16 protein-coding genes are annotated in these 17712 nt (G+C 43.1%); 9 read left to right on the forward strand and 7 right to left on the reverse strand.

Annotation, left to right across the window (positions count from 1 at the left end):
- Positions 1 to 9: 9 nt before the first annotated feature.
- The 4 genes from RJ01_RS13620 to RJ01_RS13635 all read right to left on the reverse strand — a co-directional run bounded on the left by RJ01_RS13620 (position 10) and on the right by RJ01_RS13635 (position 5194).
- The gene (locus tag RJ01_RS13620; RefSeq protein ID WP_034171489.1) at positions 10 to 1428 is read right to left on the reverse strand and encodes a phosphomannomutase/phosphoglucomutase; all 1419 of its coding nucleotides are present in this window, start codon (positions 1426 to 1428) and stop codon (positions 10 to 12) included.
- A 419-nt stretch (positions 1429 to 1847) separates the two neighbouring features.
- Entirely contained in the window at positions 1848 to 2300 is a 453-nt protein-coding gene (gene dut / locus RJ01_RS13625; protein WP_004783254.1) for a dUTP diphosphatase, read from the reverse strand.
- A gap of 65 nt (positions 2301 to 2365) precedes the next feature.
- Positions 2366 to 4405 carry a DNA helicase Rep gene (rep, locus tag RJ01_RS13630; protein ID WP_004783256.1) on the reverse strand — a complete coding sequence of 680 codons (2040 nt, stop codon included), beginning with the start codon at positions 4403 to 4405 and terminating at the stop codon, positions 2366 to 2368.
- Between the two features lie 135 nt (positions 4406 to 4540).
- The gene (locus RJ01_RS13635) at positions 4541 to 5194 is read right to left on the reverse strand and encodes an OmpA family protein (protein WP_034171490.1); all 654 of its coding nucleotides are present in this window, start codon (positions 5192 to 5194) and stop codon (positions 4541 to 4543) included.
- Positions 5195 to 5447: 253 nt separating this feature from the next.
- Between RJ01_RS13635 and RJ01_RS13640 the strand changes: the two genes are divergently transcribed.
- The 6 genes from RJ01_RS13640 to RJ01_RS13665 all read left to right on the forward strand — a co-directional run bounded on the left by RJ01_RS13640 (position 5448) and on the right by RJ01_RS13665 (position 10016).
- Positions 5448 to 6362: an acyltransferase gene (locus RJ01_RS13640; RefSeq protein WP_034171491.1), complete on the forward strand. Its 915-nt coding sequence runs from the start codon at positions 5448 to 5450 to the stop codon at positions 6360 to 6362.
- Between the two features lie 29 nt (positions 6363 to 6391).
- On the forward strand, positions 6392 to 7456 hold the full coding sequence (locus RJ01_RS13645; RefSeq protein WP_034171492.1) for a hypothetical protein: 1065 nt from the start codon (positions 6392 to 6394) through the stop codon (positions 7454 to 7456).
- A 159-nt stretch (positions 7457 to 7615) separates the two neighbouring features.
- Positions 7616 to 8329, forward strand: coding sequence for a septum site-determining protein MinC (minC, locus tag RJ01_RS13650; protein ID WP_034171493.1), 714 nt, complete (start codon positions 7616 to 7618; stop codon positions 8327 to 8329).
- A gap of 66 nt (positions 8330 to 8395) precedes the next feature.
- The gene (gene minD, locus RJ01_RS13655; RefSeq protein WP_004646120.1) at positions 8396 to 9208 is read left to right on the forward strand and encodes a septum site-determining protein MinD; all 813 of its coding nucleotides are present in this window, start codon (positions 8396 to 8398) and stop codon (positions 9206 to 9208) included.
- Positions 9209 to 9210: 2 nt separating this feature from the next.
- Positions 9211 to 9483, forward strand: coding sequence for a cell division topological specificity factor MinE (minE, locus tag RJ01_RS13660; RefSeq protein WP_004783265.1), 273 nt, complete (start codon positions 9211 to 9213; stop codon positions 9481 to 9483).
- A 245-nt stretch (positions 9484 to 9728) separates the two neighbouring features.
- Entirely contained in the window at positions 9729 to 10016 is a 288-nt protein-coding gene (locus RJ01_RS13665) for a PA4642 family protein (RefSeq protein ID WP_004783267.1), read from the forward strand.
- A gap of 61 nt (positions 10017 to 10077) precedes the next feature.
- On the opposite strand, the gene RJ01_RS13670 is transcribed toward RJ01_RS13665, so the two are convergent.
- Positions 10078 to 13122, reverse strand: a complete 3045-nt coding sequence (locus RJ01_RS13670; protein WP_034171494.1) for a DNA translocase FtsK — start codon at positions 13120 to 13122, stop codon at positions 10078 to 10080.
- 237 nt (positions 13123 to 13359) lie between these two features.
- Here RJ01_RS13670 and trxB point away from each other — a divergent pair, with 237 nt between their 5' ends.
- The 3 genes from trxB (at position 13360) to RJ01_RS13690 (ending at position 15968) form a co-directional block, all read left to right on the forward strand.
- Positions 13360 to 14319 carry a thioredoxin-disulfide reductase gene (gene trxB / locus RJ01_RS13680; protein ID WP_004783272.1) on the forward strand — a complete coding sequence of 320 codons (960 nt, stop codon included), beginning with the start codon at positions 13360 to 13362 and terminating at the stop codon, positions 14317 to 14319.
- Positions 14320 to 14402: 83 nt separating this feature from the next.
- Complete coding sequence (gene aat / locus RJ01_RS13685) at positions 14403 to 15134, forward strand: leucyl/phenylalanyl-tRNA--protein transferase (protein ID WP_034171496.1); 732 nt, start codon at positions 14403 to 14405, stop codon at positions 15132 to 15134.
- An 18-nt stretch (positions 15135 to 15152) separates the two neighbouring features.
- Complete coding sequence (locus tag RJ01_RS13690) at positions 15153 to 15968, forward strand: arginyltransferase (protein ID WP_034171497.1); 816 nt, start codon at positions 15153 to 15155, stop codon at positions 15966 to 15968.
- 27 nt (positions 15969 to 15995) lie between these two features.
- Here the strand turns inward: RJ01_RS13690 and rimI are convergent, their stop codons facing one another.
- On the reverse strand, positions 15996 to 16454 hold the full coding sequence (gene rimI, locus RJ01_RS13695; RefSeq protein ID WP_034171498.1) for a ribosomal protein S18-alanine N-acetyltransferase: 459 nt from the start codon (positions 16452 to 16454) through the stop codon (positions 15996 to 15998).
- 113 nt (positions 16455 to 16567) lie between these two features.
- Complete coding sequence (locus tag RJ01_RS13700) at positions 16568 to 17449, reverse strand: metal-dependent hydrolase (RefSeq protein WP_034171499.1); 882 nt, start codon at positions 17447 to 17449, stop codon at positions 16568 to 16570.
- Positions 17450 to 17712: the final 263 nt, after the last annotated feature.

Genomic DNA, 17712 nt, shown 5'->3' on the forward strand with positions numbered 1-17712 from the left:
CGCCTCTCCTTATTGAGCATCTAAAATGTCTTGAGCGATCTGTGGATAACGGTCACGCAACATGGATACAAACAGATGTCGAATTTCATTCAGGCCTTGTGCATCATTGGCATCAAAGCGCACCGTGAAATATTCACCCGTATTGGATGCTCGAATGATGCCAAAACCATCATCAAAATCAAGACGTATCCCGTCAATTTTACTGATTCGTGCATTTAATTGCGTAGATTGCTGCTCAACAAAGTTTAAAAGCTCAACAGGCTGCACCTGATGAGTAGAAATATATAAGTCTTCAGTTCCATGACGTTTTGGATAAGCACGTAAGGCTTCACTTAAGGTCATACCTTTCTGATCCAGATATTCCATGACCCGAAGCGCCGCATAGAGGCCATCATCATAGCCCCAGCCACGTCCGTCATTAAAAACATAATGCCCCGCATATTCACCACCAAAAATGGCCTGATGCTGGGACTGCGCCAGATATTTACGCAGGAATGAGCTACCAGTACGAATCATCACCGGTTTTCCGCCCAGGCGTTGAACTGTATCGCGAATCAGGGTTGAACATTTAACATCATAAACAAACTGACATGCTTCTGTGCCAGTCATACAAATTTCTGCGAATAAACAGAGAAGCTGATCAGCACTAATAATAACCCCCTGCTCATCCACCAGTACCAACCGGTCCCCATCACCATCTAGGGCAATACCCAAATCAGCCTGCTGTTGCAGGACGACCTGACGTAAGGTTTGCAAATGTGCTTCCTGAGAGGGATCAGGCGCATGATCAGGAAAATGCCCATTGGCTTCACAACGTAAGGCGGTAACTTCACAACCTAGTTTTTGGAGTACCAAATTGGCACAGCGTCCTGCTGAACCGTTCAGGCCATCCAACACCACTTTAAATGGGTGCTTCAGCTGAATATCTTCAAGCATTTCCTGCTGATATTGCAGACAAAATTCGGGAATAATTTGGTGAGGCAAATCATTCAAACACGATAAAGAACTATTTACATGAAGTTTTGCTTTTTGTGCGACCTGCTGAATCATCTCGGGACAAGGCGGCTCCCCTGCAATAATCCATTTAATTCCATTATCTTCTTTAGGATTATGGCTAGCCGTTACCATCACACCATTGCCATCAAAGTGACGCGCTGTGTAGTACAGCATCGGACTGGAACAACAGCCGATAATAGCGGCTTCAATAGCATAGTCCTGAAAAATACGGCGAATGGTTTCAGCAAAAGCCGGACTGCTGATGCGGGCATCATAGCCAATCGCAACCCGAGTCTGCTCCGCAGCTTGATATTGCTGAGCCAGACCATGCGCAATAGCATCAATCACACCTGTATTGAGTAAACTGACTTTACCTCGGATATCGTAGGCACGAAAAATGTGAGCCGGAAAGGGTTGATTCATGGATCCCATAAACTGTTCTTTTCACTATTGAATATAAGGGGATAAAATAATGATTAAGGAATCATCATGACTTTAAACATTTGTTTTTGTTTTAAGACTCTGTATTTTTATATGAATTGAATGTGACAATCAATTATAAAAGTATAATTATTAATCTTTTATGTATTTAATTTGTATAACTAGTAAAATAAATAAACCTGACTAAAAATGACTTCTTGCATTATTTATCATCTATTTTCTTAAATTCTGAATAATTTTATTTTTCTATTTAAATGATACTAAAAATTTATTTAAATATTTTTCATTAAAATAAAATTCAAGAATAAAGTTTATTAAATAGCTCTGTCATTTTTTTATTATTTTTATGATTAAAACTCTAAAAAAAGATGACTTAACCCAGAACATCCAAGTTAAGTCATCCTTTAATTTTAGTTTTTACCAGTATGACCGAAACCACCTGCGCCACGCTCGGTTGCTTCAAATTCATTCACCAGATCAAACTCAGCCTGTACCACAGGGACTAATACATATTGGGCTAAACGCTCACCAGGCTCCAGGCTAAATGCAGTTTGACTACGGTTCCATACAGAGACCATCAGCTCGCCTTGGTAATCCGAATCGATCAGGCCAACCAGGTTGCCTAAAACGATCCCATGTTTATGACCTAAACCAGAACGTGGCAAGATCAAGCCAGCAAATGCTGGATCTTCAATATAAATTGCCAAACCAGTTTTTACTAAAACTGTTTGACCTGGTTCAATTACAGTCGTTTCGTTGACACATGCACGAAGATCGAGTCCTGCTGAGCCAGTCGTTGCATAAGTCGGCAATGGCCATTCCTGACCCAGACGTGAATCAAGGACTTTCACCTGAACTTTCATGTATTTATTCCTGTTGTTTAATATCAAAAAATTTAAAGAATCAAAATCGTAGTGTTCTGTTACTTTTAGCGTTTAATCAAGGCACGTAAATTATCCAGATAATGCTGAGCCTGCTGTTTTGGATCAATATTACCAGCCAGTTTTTTCTTACGGCCCAACCATTCCAGCTCATCTTCTGGAAGCTCATCCAGGAAGCGGCTTGGGGTCATCTGTTTCATCTGCCCACCCGCCTTACGTTGCTCAGCCAAGGTAATAGTCAAGCCCTGACGCGCACGGGTAATCCCCACATACATTAAACGCCGTTCTTCTTCGACTGTTTCCGCAGCAATCGAGTTTTTATGCGGCAGAATTTCTTCTTCCAGGCCGATCAGATAGACATACGGGAATTCCAGTCCTTTAGATGCATGTAAGGTCAGAAGGTTGACCTTATCGGTATCTTCTTCTTCCTGCTGCTGTTCCAGCATATCGAGGAGCACCATTTTACGGATGACACTTTCGATATTCTTTTCATCGACATCTTCTGCACGATTGATCAGACTCTGAATACTGCTATACAGCACTTCAATATTATCGAGTTTGGTTTTTTCCTGTGCTGGCGTCGCTGCGGATTCCTTGATATAGTCGATATAGCCTGCTTCCACCATCATCTGACGGATGATCGGTACCGGCTCATCATCTTCCAGCAAGTTACGGGTAAAGTTATTAATAAAATCTGAAAATTCTGCCAGTTGTGTCGTTGCTTTCTTTGGAATGACCATGGTTAGACGTTGATCGCCTGCTGCTGACAGTAGAGACAGATTATTTTCCTGGGCAAACAGACCGAGTTTTTCCAGTGTTACCGGGCCAATGGCACGTTTCGGCGTGTTAATAATTCGCAGGAAAGCGCTGTCATCTTCCGGGTTAATGATCAAGCGCAAGTAACTCATGATGTCCTTGATCTCTGCACGCGCAAAGAAGGACTGACCACCAGAAAGCTTGTAAGGAATCTGCATCTGGCGCAGCTGGGTTTCCAGAATACGTGCCTGGAAATTACCACGATACAGAATCGCGTAATCTTTCCAATTTTTACCATTCATCAGCTTATGCGTGATCAGGTCTTTGACTACGCGTTCTGCTTCATCGTCATCATTACGACAAGTGATGACCCGAATCACTTCACCATGGCCTTTATCTGACCAGAGCTTTTTATCAAAGATATGTGGATTGTTGCCAATCACGGTATTGGCAGCTTTCAGAATACGACTGGTAGAACGATAGTTCTGTTCCAACTTGATCACTTTCAGATTCGGGAAATCCTGTTGTAACAGCGCCATATTTTCTGGCTTAGCGCCGCGCCAGGCGTAAATCGACTGATCATCATCGCCTACCGCGGTGAACTGGCCCATGACCCCGACCAATAATTTTACCAGAATATACTGTGCCGTATTGGTATCCTGATATTCGTCAACCAGCAAATAACGTACACGGTTCTGCCATTTGTCCCGGACTTCAGCATTTTCCTGTAGCAGACGCGTTGGCATCACAATCAGGTCATCAAAATCAACGGCGTTATAGGCACGCAGATTACGCTCATAAAGTTGGTATAAATGCGCAAACTGAATATCTTCTGGAGTTTCACAAGTCGTGTGAGCCTGTTCTGGCGGAATCAGATCGTTTTTCCAGTCGGAAATCATCTTCATCGCTTTGGCAATCAGTTCTTTGCTTTCAGCACCAGATAAGTTATCGCGATGCATCAGATCCATCAGAATCCGCTTACAATCATCTGCATCCAGAATCGAGAAATTATTTTTTAGCGGTGTGTGTTTGAGCTCTAAACGTAATAAATTTAAACCAAAAGTATGGAAGGTCGAAACTGAAAGGCCTTTGGCTTCTTCTCGGGTCAGCAATTTGGTGACACGCTCTTTCATTTCACGTGCCGCCTTGTTGGTAAAGGTCATTGCCGTGATCCGGTGGGCCGGAATACCACAATGCTTGACCAAGTACGCGATTTTTCTTGTAATTACCGAGGTCTTGCCTGAACCCGCTCCGGCAAGTACTAACAAGGGTCCTTGAGTATATTTCATGGCTTCAAGTTGCTTGTCATTTAACTGACTGGCGAGTGACATATGGCTTCCTCTTCTAGATTCGGCTCCGATTATAGTCATCTCATGCCCAGATGCCTAATTGAAAATTCATTTTCCTGCGTCATCTTTCAGACATAAAAAAACCACCCGAAGGTGGTTTTTCTGCAAAATCAGTGATTACTGAACGGCATATACTGCAATTTCTACACGACGGTTTTGTTCTTTACCAGCCGCAGTTGAGTTGTCTGCGATCGGGTTCGCTGAACCAAGACCTTGTGCATTAATACGAGTACGTGCTACGCCTTGACCAGCAAGGTAGTTCGCAACAGATTGTGCACGTGCTTGAGACAATGGAATGTTGATTGAGTCATTACCAGTGCTGTCTGTATAACCAGTTACCAAAATACCACTTTGGCTGTCTTCAGTTAGAACTTGAGCAACTTTATTCAATGTTGCATAGAAGTTTGGTTTGATATTTGACTTGTTAGTGTCAAATGTAATCGCGCCAGGCATTACAAGGTTAATCGAACCATCTGCATTACGGTTAACGTCTACGCCAGTACCCGCTGTTGCTTGACGTAATTTTTTCTCTTTGTTATCCAGATAGACACCCGCTGCACCACCTACCACAGCACCAATTGCTGCTGCACGGTTGTTTTGACGGCTAGTATTGGCATTACTTTTAGAAACGCCGTAGCCAGCTGCAGCACCAATTAAAGTACCTAGAGCCGCTTTATCATATTCCACACCACCGATGTTACTGCCAGTTGATTGACAACCTGTAAGTGCTACGGCCCCTGCTACAGCTGCTGAAATGACTAGTGCACGCATCGCATGTCTCCTTGTTGTATGCTTTGTTGTATAAGCGAGATAATGATTTAAATTGAATGGTGTAACCATTGAATTTTTGTTAATAATAAATCGTTTAGTAATATTTTGTAATGTTTATATGTAACTAAATCAAAGTAGTTCGTCACAATATCTTCATAGTTTCCTGTTCAGGCTTTTTTATTTGCCTAACTGTCTCTATATTACTCAAAATATGAAAAAATTTAAGCGATTAATCTGTGGGGACTGTTTGGATATGTCATCGAATAGCAACAAGCAACCGACTTTAAAAAAACTGGCACGTGGCCTGAAGGTCACTTCAGTCATGACTGGTAGTACTTTTTTTCATGGCCCCCCGGTGCTGGCCTTGGGTTTAACCAAAATTTTTAAAAAATCCGCAAAAGTGGATGAAACCAATATCAAGATTACCAACAGCTGGTTATGGGTCAACAACTGGCTGATTGAGCATGTGCTGAAAAACACGCAATGGCAAATCAGTGTAGATGAATCACTGGATTTGAATATGCAGGGCCGTTATTTGATGACCTGTAATCATCAGAGCTGGGTCGATACTACTGTCAATCAATACTTCGGTCTGACCCGTATGCCCCTGACGCGCTTCTTTACCAAATGGGAACTTATTTTTATTCCTTTTGTTGGTCAGGCCTTTAAAATTTTGGGTTTCCCAATGATGAAACGGCATAGCAAGGAACAGATTGCTAAAAATCCTGCGCTGAAATATCGGGATATGGAAGAGGCACGTAAATCCTGTGAACAGCTGATCAGTCAGCCTTTTACCCTGTTAAATTATCTGGAAGGCACCCGCTTTACCCAAGAAAAGCATGATCAGCAGCAGTCTCCCTATACACATTTACTGAAACCTAAAGCCGGTGGTCTGGCATTGGCGCTCAGTATTCTCGGCGATAAAATTGATGCGCTGGTCGACATGACCATTGTTTATCCTGATGGTATTCCGAGCTATGGTGAATTTTGGTTAGGTGAAGTGCCACGTATTGCGGTAAATTTAAGAAAAATTGATATTCCTGACTGGGTACTGGGCGGCAATTATGAAGATGATGCTGAATATCGTGCACGTTTTCAAAAATGGATTGATCAAATCTGGACTGAAAAAGATCAGCTCATCGCACAAATGCAGCAGAACTTTGCCTGAGCCCCAGTCGGATCTGTAACCGAGTAATTATGAAGAACGACAACCCGGACATTACGTCCAGCTCATTTAAATTTGTTCGTAAAGGAACATGGGGCTGGAAAATTGCACTGATTTACGACATTTTCATGATGGTTTTAATCATCATCAATCTGTTCTGTCTCAGTGCCAACGCCATTTTAATGAGCGATTTTGGGCAGTGGTTGTTTGACTTCATTCGTTTACCGGACATCTTGCAGTTTTATAAAAGTGATTTACGCCCTTGGGTCATCATTACAGAGGGTTGGTTTACCACTTTCTTGGTCTGTGAATTACTGGCACGCTGGGTCATCGCAATTATCCTGCGTCATCATCGACGCTGGTGGTTCTTCCCTTTTGTACACTGGTATGAAATTTTATCCATTATCCCTCAGCTACGTTTTCTGCGCCTGCTACGTGCGGTTGCTATTGGCTACAACCTGCATAGTCATGGTTATAAAGTAATTCCCAACCGCTGGTATCGCCAAGGTAACTTTTATTACAACATGCTGATGGAAGAGCTTTCCAGCCGGGTGGTACTTACCGTACTGGATGGTATCAAGCGTGAACTGACCACGAGCACATCACATAAACAGTTAATTGATGATTTGGTGGAACATCACCGTAAATTACTGGCCATTGCTTTGGCAGATATCTTGCAAGAATCTTTGGGCAAGGAATTACAATCACAACGTTCCATGATCGCTAAAAATGTAGGGCAAGTAGTCAATCAGGCGATTGAAGATACTCCAGAACTAACCCAATTATTACGTTTGATTCCAATTGTGGGCAGCCGGATTGAACAGCAAATTCAAAGTATTGGTCAACGCCTGGGAGAAAATATTACGCAAGGACTGATTGAACCATTTACCCACACAGGTCAAAAAGAAAATCCGACTTTTACCCTAATTTCAGATAAAATCAGCCAGATTCAGATTGAACATAACCCGCATATTGATAAATTGGTCGAATCGGCTGTTTTTGAAACACTTGAAGCAATCCGAAAACAGGTGAAAGTCAAACAGTGGCAACAGATTTTAGAAGAACATGAGCAAAATCAGGGCTCAATAGATAGATGAGTTTTCATTTGTGGAATCGGCTAAGATAAGCCGATTCTATTCGTATAAAAAAATAACTTGGATCGCTAGAGAATTAACGAAATTTGTTCTAGGATTTGCACTATTTACAACATTGCTTCGACACAAAACCAGCACGTCAGAAGTATTTAAGGAAGAGTTATGGCTGACATACGGATAAAAGGCAGAATGGTCAATGCGATACGCATTAGCCTAGATACCAATGATCATGATGCAATCCGCCAGCAACTTAGCCCAAAATTACAAGCAGCATTTCCGCCAGGCACATTGGCGGTGATTGAAAGTTCAGTTGAACAGGAACTCATTGCGCTGATTCAACTGTTAATCAGTCTGGATGTACAGCCTATGGCTGTTACTGAAGGCTTACTTGGAGATCAGGCGCGCGCCATTCAGTTCCCGGTACTGCCACCTGATCGCCAGTTAGAGGAAATTAAAGCCACCAAAGAACAGGTCGTGGAAGTTAAACCAGAACCTACAGCGGTGAATGATGATCAAGCGCCTTCTGCCCCGATCGTTGCGCATATCACTTCATATCATGATGAAATTCTGCGTACTGGCCAATGTATCGTGCAGTATAATGGCGACATTATTATCAATGCCGGTATCAACAGTGGGTCAGAAGTGATTGCTTCAGGCAATATCCATGTCTATGGCAGCGTGCGTGGTCGTGTCATTGCAGGTGTCGGTGGCAATACGGCGGCACGTATTTTCTGTCATAGCCTCGAAGCAGAACTGGTTTCGATCGCAGGCACCTATTGCGTAGCGGATGACATTCCTCCGCATGTGGTCAAAAAATCAGTGCATATTTACTTGAATGATCAACATGAGCTTGTATTTGAAGCTCTACAATTTTAATGTATAAATAAACACCAAAAACCCCATTTTAAACAGGGGATTTGAACCATAACAGGAGTGGATTCGGTGGCGAAAATTGTTGTCGTAACATCAGGCAAAGGTGGTGTAGGTAAAACTACAACAAGTGCATCTTTTGCAACAGGTTTAGCCCTACGTGGTCACAAAACTGTTGTTATTGATTTTGATGTAGGTTTACGTAACCTTGATTTGATTATGGGCTGTGAACGCCGTGTAGTTTATGATTTTGTGAATGTTTTAAATAACGAAGCACGATTACAACAAGCACTGATTCGCGATAAAGATATTGAGAATTTATATATTTTACCTGCTTCCCAAACACGTGATAAAGATGCCTTAACCGATGAGGGTGTAGCACGTGTAATGGATGAGCTTTCGCAGGAATTTGACTATATTATTTGTGATTCACCTGCCGGTATCGAGCGTGGTGCCATTCTGGCCATGTACCATGCGGATGAAGCGATCATTGTGACCAACCCTGAAATTTCTTCAGTCCGTGACTCTGACCGTATCATTGGTATGCTCGATAGCAAAACAAAAAAAGTAGAACAAAACGAAGGTCGCATCCGTAAGCATCTGTGTATTACCCGTTTCAATCCGGAACGTGCCGATAAACAGGAAATGCTGACGATTGACGATATTTCTAAGGATATTTTACGTGTACCGACCCTAGGTGTTATTCCTGAGTGTCCAAGCGTTTTACAAGCATCAAACGAAGGTAAGCCAGTGATTCTTTTCACTGAGGCTTCAGCGGGTCAGGCTTATGATGACCTGGTGGCACGTTTCCTTGGTGAAGAGCGTCCTTACCGTCATATTGAGGTAAAACCTAAGGGCTGGTTAGCACGATTATTTGGAGCGTAAACATGGCTGGATTCTGGAGTAAACTTTTTAGTAGCGAGGATAAACCATCAAGCGCACAAACCGCAAAAGACCGTTTGAAAGTCATTGTTGCTTCTGAACAGGGTTTGGGGCGCCGTTTGAGTCAGGATAAAATTGACCAGATGAAGACAGAAATCATGCAAGTGGTCAATCGCTACGTCCGCGGAGTTGATGAACAGCACATTCAGATGCAGGTACGTTCTGAAGCAAATATTGAAATGCTTGAAATGAATATCAATTTACCTGAAGAGCGATAATCTGAATTTTGATTAGTCAAGTAAATTGATTCAAGGCAAAATATGAGCCTCAACAAAGCGTTGCTTTGTTGAGGCGCAAGACAAGAAGCTTGGCTTCGCGTAGATTTGATAGTAATTATTATTTTATCTAGTCTCAAAACGTGAAGTGATACTTCGAATGGACAAAGTGCATGATAAGACTTTGCCTCTTGCGAACTCATATTTTGCCTTTTTTCATGCCGAAGAATTACATCAAGGAGATTGCGATGGCATTATCTCAACCAGCGACCTTTAACGAAGAATGGTCAGATGAGCGTGTATATGCCTACCTGAATCAGCTTCCTCCTGCAGGCGTCAATGCAGATTTTCATGTGCTTTATCATGCATTCAAGCATATGCGTCCTTTTGACTATGAGCGCCTGTTAACCAAATTTGTTGCAGACGGTCGCGATCTTAACGCCACCAATCCAGAAGGACAGCGCATTCATGACGTGATTGCCACTTATCCACGTCAAAGTGCCGAGTTCCTGGCAGTATTAGAAAAATTTGCATAAATTGAAATGCATAAAAAAGCCTGCTTTAAGCAGGCTTTTTTTATCACTCGAGATTCTGGATTTAAACCAGAATCTCACGCTTACCATTGGCACCCATTGAGCTGACAATGCCATTTTCTTCCATCTGGTCAATGATCCGTGCAGCACGGTTATAACCTAGACTGAACTTACGCTGCAAAGATGAAGTTGATGCTTTACGGGTTTCCAAAACAAAAGCCACACACTGATCATACAGCGCATCTCGATCTGATCCACCATCTCCACCATCTTCAAAGCCGCGACTAGACGGTTCTTCATCAAATGGAGTCAGGATCTCATCCACATAGTTTGGTGCACCACGTTCACGCCATGCATCGCAGATCCGGTTCACCTCATCATCGGCAATAAAGGCACCGTGTACGCGCTCAGGCTCAATTTTACCCGGGCCAAGGAACAGCATATCACCATGACCTAGCAGGTCTTCTGCACCACCTGCATCTAGAATGGTACGTGAGTCAATTTTCGAGTTCACACGAAGTGCGACACGTGTTGGAATATTCGCCTTAATCAGACCGGTGATGACATCTACCGATGGACGCTGAGTGGCCAATAACAGGTGAATACCAGCAGCACGGGATTTCTGTGCCAGACGGGTAATCATTTCTTCAGCTTTCTTACCGACCTGCATGATCATATCTGCGAACTCGTCCGCTACGATCACAATTGAAGGTAGTGGTGTCAGACGTGGCGCACGCTCCCCTGCCACAGACTCACTGGCTTTCCAGGTTGGATCAAATAGCTCCTCACCATTGGCAAGCGCCTCTTCCACCTTACGGTTATAATCACTGAGCTTACGAATTTTCAGGAAGGACATCAGCTTATAACGGCGTTCCATTTCATTCACACACCAGTTCAAGGCACTGACCGCATCTTTCATATCAGTCACGACTGGCGTTAATAGATGTGGAATATCGTTATAGTTGGCCAATTCAAGCTGTTTTGGATCGATCAGAATTAAGCGTAACTGATCAGGTGTGTATTTTAATAGCATCGATAGAATCATCGAGTTAACCGCCACCGATTTACCAGAACCTGTAGTCCCTGCTACCAGCATATGCGGTGCTTTACCCAGTTCAGTAATTACCGGATTGCCTGAAATATCCTTACCCATGGCCATCGACAAAATGCCATCAGGATCATTGAATTTTGGAATCTGTACCAGTTCAATCAAACGCACCATTTCACGGCTGCTGTTCGGAACTTCAATACCGATATAAGGCTTACCTGGAATAACTTCGACTACACGTACTGAAGCCATTGACATCGAACGGGCCAAGTCACGTGAAATATTAGTGACTTTGGAAGCTTTCACACCAGGTGCAAGGTCCAGTTCAAAACGTGTCACGACTGGACCTGGTTGAGCTTCGACTACTTTGGCTTTAACGTTAAATTCCTGAAGTTTGATTTCCAGAAGTTCTGATAAACGGGATAATTGCTCTTCAGTGAAATTCACTTTTTTGTTCGGATCAACTTTATCCAGCAATTCCAGACCCGGCAATGGTGACAGGTCTTTACGGCGCTCAGCGACCTGCATAGCACGTGACATTGGACGACCAGCGGCATCCGTCAGTGGCGCATCGAAGTCAAACTCGTCTTCATCCTGAGGCTTACCGGCAGTTTCATGCCAAGCTTCAATAAATTCTTCTTTGGACAATGCTTCCCGAACTGCTGCATTAGTCGCTGCGGTTTGAGCTATTGTCTCTACACGCTGAATCGGTGCCTGAACAAAAGCAGAAGACTGGGCATAGCTTGATGCACGTACAGGTGCGGGTTTTGGCACATCAGCTTCAACCAGCAAGTCATCCAGATCATCAAAGTCCGCTTCCAGGCTGGTATTTTTAATCGCATGTGCAGCCATGAGCGGAGCAGCAGTGGAACTGACCGTTCCAGCATCTTCTACAATTCTGAGGGATTTTTCAGCTGCTGCTGAATTGAACGGGCTATGCACATCCGTTGCGGTTTTACCTTGCGGAACTGCTGCCAATAACTCATCAAAAATTTCATCATCATCCCAGTCCAGATTATTCTTAGCTGTAGCGGATGATGTCACTTCATGAGCACTGTGATTTGTTGGTGTAGCTGCAAATGCGTCAGGAGAAAATTCGGCCTGCTCTTCTTCTGCAGCTTTAAGTAAAGCATCGATATCCTGCTTGTGACGCTGGTCTTCATTGGAATGTAACGCACGCCACACCTCTCCTGTTGCCACCACACGATCCGGCTCTGCTGTTCGCGGTGCTTCCTGAACAGGTTCTGTAACTGATGCCTGTACAGGTTCAGAGATATCTTCTTCATAGTGGTGAGGCTGGTGCGATTCTTTATCTGCAAAATCCTCAAACAGGCGCTCAGCGACATGATCGCGAACTACAGGATCGACTTCTACCAGATTATGTTCAGGTGCGGCAGTGACTGGTACTGCCACTTTTTTGGCAGCTGTTTTTACTGCTTCTTTTTTAATAACAGGTGCAGTACGGTCAAAATCCGACATACCTTCTGGCACATTACGGTAGAACAGGTCTTGCAGATAAGCAGGCGTTGCCTTGAGACTGCTCCAGGTCTTGTTCCATTTCACACCAAATGCCAAGGTAAACAGAACCACCCAAAGCACAAGCAAGAAAAAAGCTGCGCCATAGACAGTTAGTAATTGTTCAAGACTTTGGCCCAGCTCATAGCCAATAATGCCGCCTGAAGAATTGTCCAGCGTATCAGCTGGAACTTGCCAGAATAGAAATAGCAATGCTGATGTGGTCAATAACAGGAAGAATTGGGCAGCATAACGGAATGGACGGTTCAGGAAGCTGCGCGGCCACCAGACCTGGATTGCTTCCATAAACAGATAAACAGGGATCAGCAGGCTTGCCCAGCCGAGAAAGCCAAATAACAGGTCTGAAATCCAGGCCCCCGCAACCCCACTCGCATTTGAAACTGTCTGCGTATCACTAGAGATATGCATCCACCCCGGATCAAATGGTGTATAGGTCACTGTTGCAAGAAACAGATAAATCCCAAATGAGACTAAAAATAATGTCATTACTAAGCGCTGTGCATAGGCACTCGACACCGCTGTCATATACTGTCCTGTAACCAATTCTTCATGAATATTCTTTTGCTGGTATGCTTCAAAAAAAGCGTCGCAATAAAATGCATATTATGCACCTGTTGCATCAAAAAAGATGCATTATTGTGTACTTCTTCTATATAGCCTAAATCGATTTCGATGATCAATAATATCGACTTTAATCTCACACCACTGTTATACAGTTTCACGTATAATTCAATAAATTTCTAAATAAAAAGGATACAGCGAATGAGCGCACGTCACTCACGACTGATTATTTTAGGTTCTGGCCCTGCTGGCTATAGCGCAGCAGTCTATGCAGCGCGTGCAAACTTAAAACCTACCCTGATTGCAGGTCTGCAACTGGGTGGTCAATTAACAACAACGACTGAAGTAGATAACTGGCCTGGCGATCCTGAAGGTCTGACTGGTCCAGCTTTAATGGAACGTATGCAGGCTCATGCAGAACGTTTTGGTACTGAAATTGTCTATGATCATATCAATGAAGTTGACCTTAACGTTCGTCCATTCGTTCTCAAAGGCGATATGGAAGAGTTTACTTGTGATGCCCTGATCATTTGTACTGGCGCAACTGCGCAATACCTGGGTCTGGAATCAGAAGCTGCATTTATGGGTCAAGGCGTGAGCGCGTGTGCAACCTGTGACGGTTTCTTCTATAAAGAACAAAAAGTGATGGTTGTAGGCGGTGGTAATACCGCTGTTGAAGAAGCGTTATATCTCTCTAACATCGCTTCTCATGTGACTCTGGTCCATCGTCGTGACACGCTACGTTCTGAAAAAATCCTGCAAGACCATCTTTTTGAAAAAGAAAAAGAAGGCAAAATCAGTATTATCTGGAATCATCAGGTAGAAGAAGTGTTGGGTGATACCACTGGCGTCACTGCGGTGCGTTTAAAATCTACTCAAGATGATTCAACTCAGGATGTTGAAGTTTCGGGTCTATTTGTTGCTATTGGTCATAAACCTAATAGCACCATGTTCGAAGGCCAGCTAGAACTGCGTGATGGCTATATTCAGGTGCAAAGCGGTACCGCAGGGAATGCCACTCAAACCTCTATCCCGGGTGTATTTGCTGCAGGCGATATTGCAGACAGTATCTATCGTCAGGCGATTACTTCTGCAGGTTCAGGCTGTATGGCGGCACTGGATGCAGAAAAATATCTTGATGCCATGGGCAAATTAGACTAAGCAGCGAAAATAAAAAGACCGTCCATCATGGGCGGTTTTTTTATGTATGATAAAAACAGTCTATTACAAGATCAGGATTCTGCATGCATCTTCTTCCTCCTTCACAGTACATTTTCCCCAATCCTGAAGAAGCGGATCTTGAAGGCGAAGGTCTGATTTGTATCGGTGCAGACCTCTCCCCTTCTACTTTGTATGAGGCCTATACCCATGGTCTGTTTCCCTGGTTTTCTGAAGGTGATCCGATCTGTTGGTGGAGTCCGGAACCACGCTGCATTATCCGGCCAGAGGATTATCATCCAAGCAAATCGCTACATCGAAGTATGAAAAAGCAGGATTATAAAATTACGGTGAATCATGCTTTTGAAAGAGTGATCCGTTCCTGCTCATTGCCTCGCGCTTATGCAGATGAAACCTGGATTAGTAAAGAGATCATTCAAGGTTATTGCGATCTGTTCGATGCGGGTTATGGTTATAGTATTGAGGTTTGGGATGAAGATCGCGTAGTAGGTGGACTTTATGGGGTTACCATTGGCAAAGGCTGTTTCGGTGAATCCATGTTCAGTACCCAGACCGATGTTTCTAAAATGGCTTTCTATACATTAATGCTGATTGGCAGAGAAAATCAGTTGCCCTGGATTGACTGTCAATTGGTGAATGATCACTTGATGAGTCTAGGTGCCTGTACAATTTCTCGCCATACATATCTTAAATCGTTACAAGATGTGATAAAACAGCCTGCGATCAATTGGAAAAAGTATCAAGACGGTGTATTTTCAAGTAAAACAATAGCGCAGTCTGCGCGATTAAGTGAATGAAAATAGAGGGCACTTGTTATGAACTCTTATCAACCACAGTCCCTACTGAACGATTTACAGTATTATATTACACCACCGCATGACTGTAGCTATCTGCCAAATAAGTCCGCGCGCATGGTTTTTCTTGATCCAGCGCATCGTATTGATGTAGTGACACTGTCCGAGCTTTCTCGTACCGGCTTCCGTCGTAGTGGTGATTTTGTCTATCGGCCTGAATGCCACCTGTGCCGTCAATGTTTATCTTCACGTATTCCTGTTCATGGATTCCAAATGAACAGCTCGCAAAAAAAAGCCTGGAAACGTAATCAGGATTTGACGGTTAAAATTACCCATCCTGAACAGGCCACAGATATACATTACGCACTTTATGAGCGTTATATTAATGAACGCCATGCAGATGGTGATATGTATCCACCTAGCCGTGACCAGTTCGAAAAGTTTTTACTGCAAAGCTGTACCGACAGTTTCTTTCTGGAATTATGGAAAGATGACCGTCTGATCAGTGTATCGACTTGTGACCTGCTCGATGATGGCGTTTCAGCGGTGTATACTTTCTTTGACCCTGATGAGAACCGCCGTTCCCTTGGTGCCTTTGCAATTCTGAAACAGATTGAACACACTCAAAAACTTGGTTTGCAGTTTGTCTATCTAGGCTACTGGGTTCCACATTCAGCCAAAATGAACTACAAGTCTCAATACCTGCCACTTGAATTATTGATCGACGGGCAATGGCGCCGATTAAACCGCACCCTTACCCCGGTGGAGATTGAACATCTGGGAAACTCCTTGATGACGACTTTGCCTAGCGGATGGAATAATCCCATCATCAAGTAAGTTAGTCGTCAAATAAGAGCCGGAATATTATTTAAACAGGCTGGCAAAATCGTCAGTACAGGACTTCACCATGATAATGGCATGTTCCCGAGTGCCATTCGTATTCGGATAATAGTTCTTGCGCAGGTCAATCTGATGAAAACCGGTTTTTTCATACAATTTAATCGCAGCAGTATTGCTTTCACGTACTTCCAGAAAGATCTGTACCGGATTATTTTTCAGCAACTGGATGGATTCATCTAATAGCTGATAACCCAATCCCTTACCCTGTTGCGCAGGATCAATCGCCATCAGTAATAAATTGGCTTCATCCAATACTGGCTGTAAAATGCAGAACCCTACGACCTGCCCTGCCTGCTCAATCACAGTGCTTTGATAGGCAGTAACAGCATCTTCAAATTGTTTAAAGGTCCAGGGATGGGATTGTACTTTGGTTTCAATCTTGGCAACGGCTGGTACATCCGCAGCTTGCATCAAACGAATCATCTTCGTTCATCTTATCTAGAATTAACCTCCGCATTATAAAAACTTTATTTAAAAAATCGAGCAAAAAAAAGAGCAACTTAGGTTGCTCTTCAGCCTTTTAATCTAGTTTCAAATTAAAGGCCCAGTTTTTGTTTCCAGCTTTGCAATAAGCTATGGGTATCATGATCATTTGGATGAAAACCAGGTTTAAAGTACATCAACATTTCTTTGCCCATACCGGTAATAATTCCTTTAGATGGACTATAACTATAAGTATAAATTTCTTTTAAAGATTGAAGGCTTAACTGACGGTCTTCTTTCAATAAACGCAATACGAAGTAGCTTTGTACAAAGAACAATGTGACCATTGCAGCGACTAGGGAAGTGGTACGCAGCAGATAAGATTTTAAACCTTTACCGAAAACACCTTCGAATACATCATAGGCCACGGCCTTATGTTCATTCTCTTCAATTGCATGCCAGAGCCACATAGTTTTCATGGTGTCATCTTTCATCAGTTCCTGAATATGATGATTGGTTAGTAACTGAGATGCAATGGTCGCAGTAAAATGTTCTAGTGCAGTCGTCGCAGTGAGGTCGACCATTTCCTGGGTAATACCAACTGGCTTACCGACTGCCGCAAAGATTTTGCGTGCAGTTTGAATGACTCGGTCAGTATAATGATCTAGCGTATCGACGTCATGGCCATGGCGTTGCGCTGAGGCATTAAAGCCAACATGTTCCTGGGTATGCATGGCTTCCTGACCAATAAAGGCAGAAATTTCTTTTTGCAATGCTTCATTGTCTTTAATTGCTGGATGCTGACGTACAGCGCGAACAGAATCAATAAAGAATTTTTCGCCTGCCGGGAATAATGCAGAGAGTGCAGTCATAAAGTGAGTCAGTCCTGCTGAACCATTCATCCAGTACTCTGGCACTTGAGCAAAATCAAAACTCATACGACGTACCGGAAAACTTGCGCCTGCACGGTTGGTAATTTTCACTTGAGCATTCATACACTTACTCCCATCAGTTCTATATAGAGCTGAAATCTAATTATTAAAATTCTTATAGTTATATTACTGCGTTGAATTTTTCACATAAGGGCAGATAAGGTCAGTGAAATATCACTTAAGGACAGCTTGTAAATATATTGTTAGACAATTTAAATATGCTTGAAAATAAGTAAGTTAAATTTACAGATATAAAAAAAGCGTCCCAAAGGGACGCTTTTTTTACACAATCAGCGATTATGCAGTTACTTTAGCAACTACACCAG

Origin of the sequence: Acinetobacter sp. YZS-X1-1, assembly GCF_000804305.1 — a bacterium.
Taxonomy (GTDB): Bacteria; Pseudomonadota; Gammaproteobacteria; order Pseudomonadales; family Moraxellaceae; genus Acinetobacter; species Acinetobacter variabilis.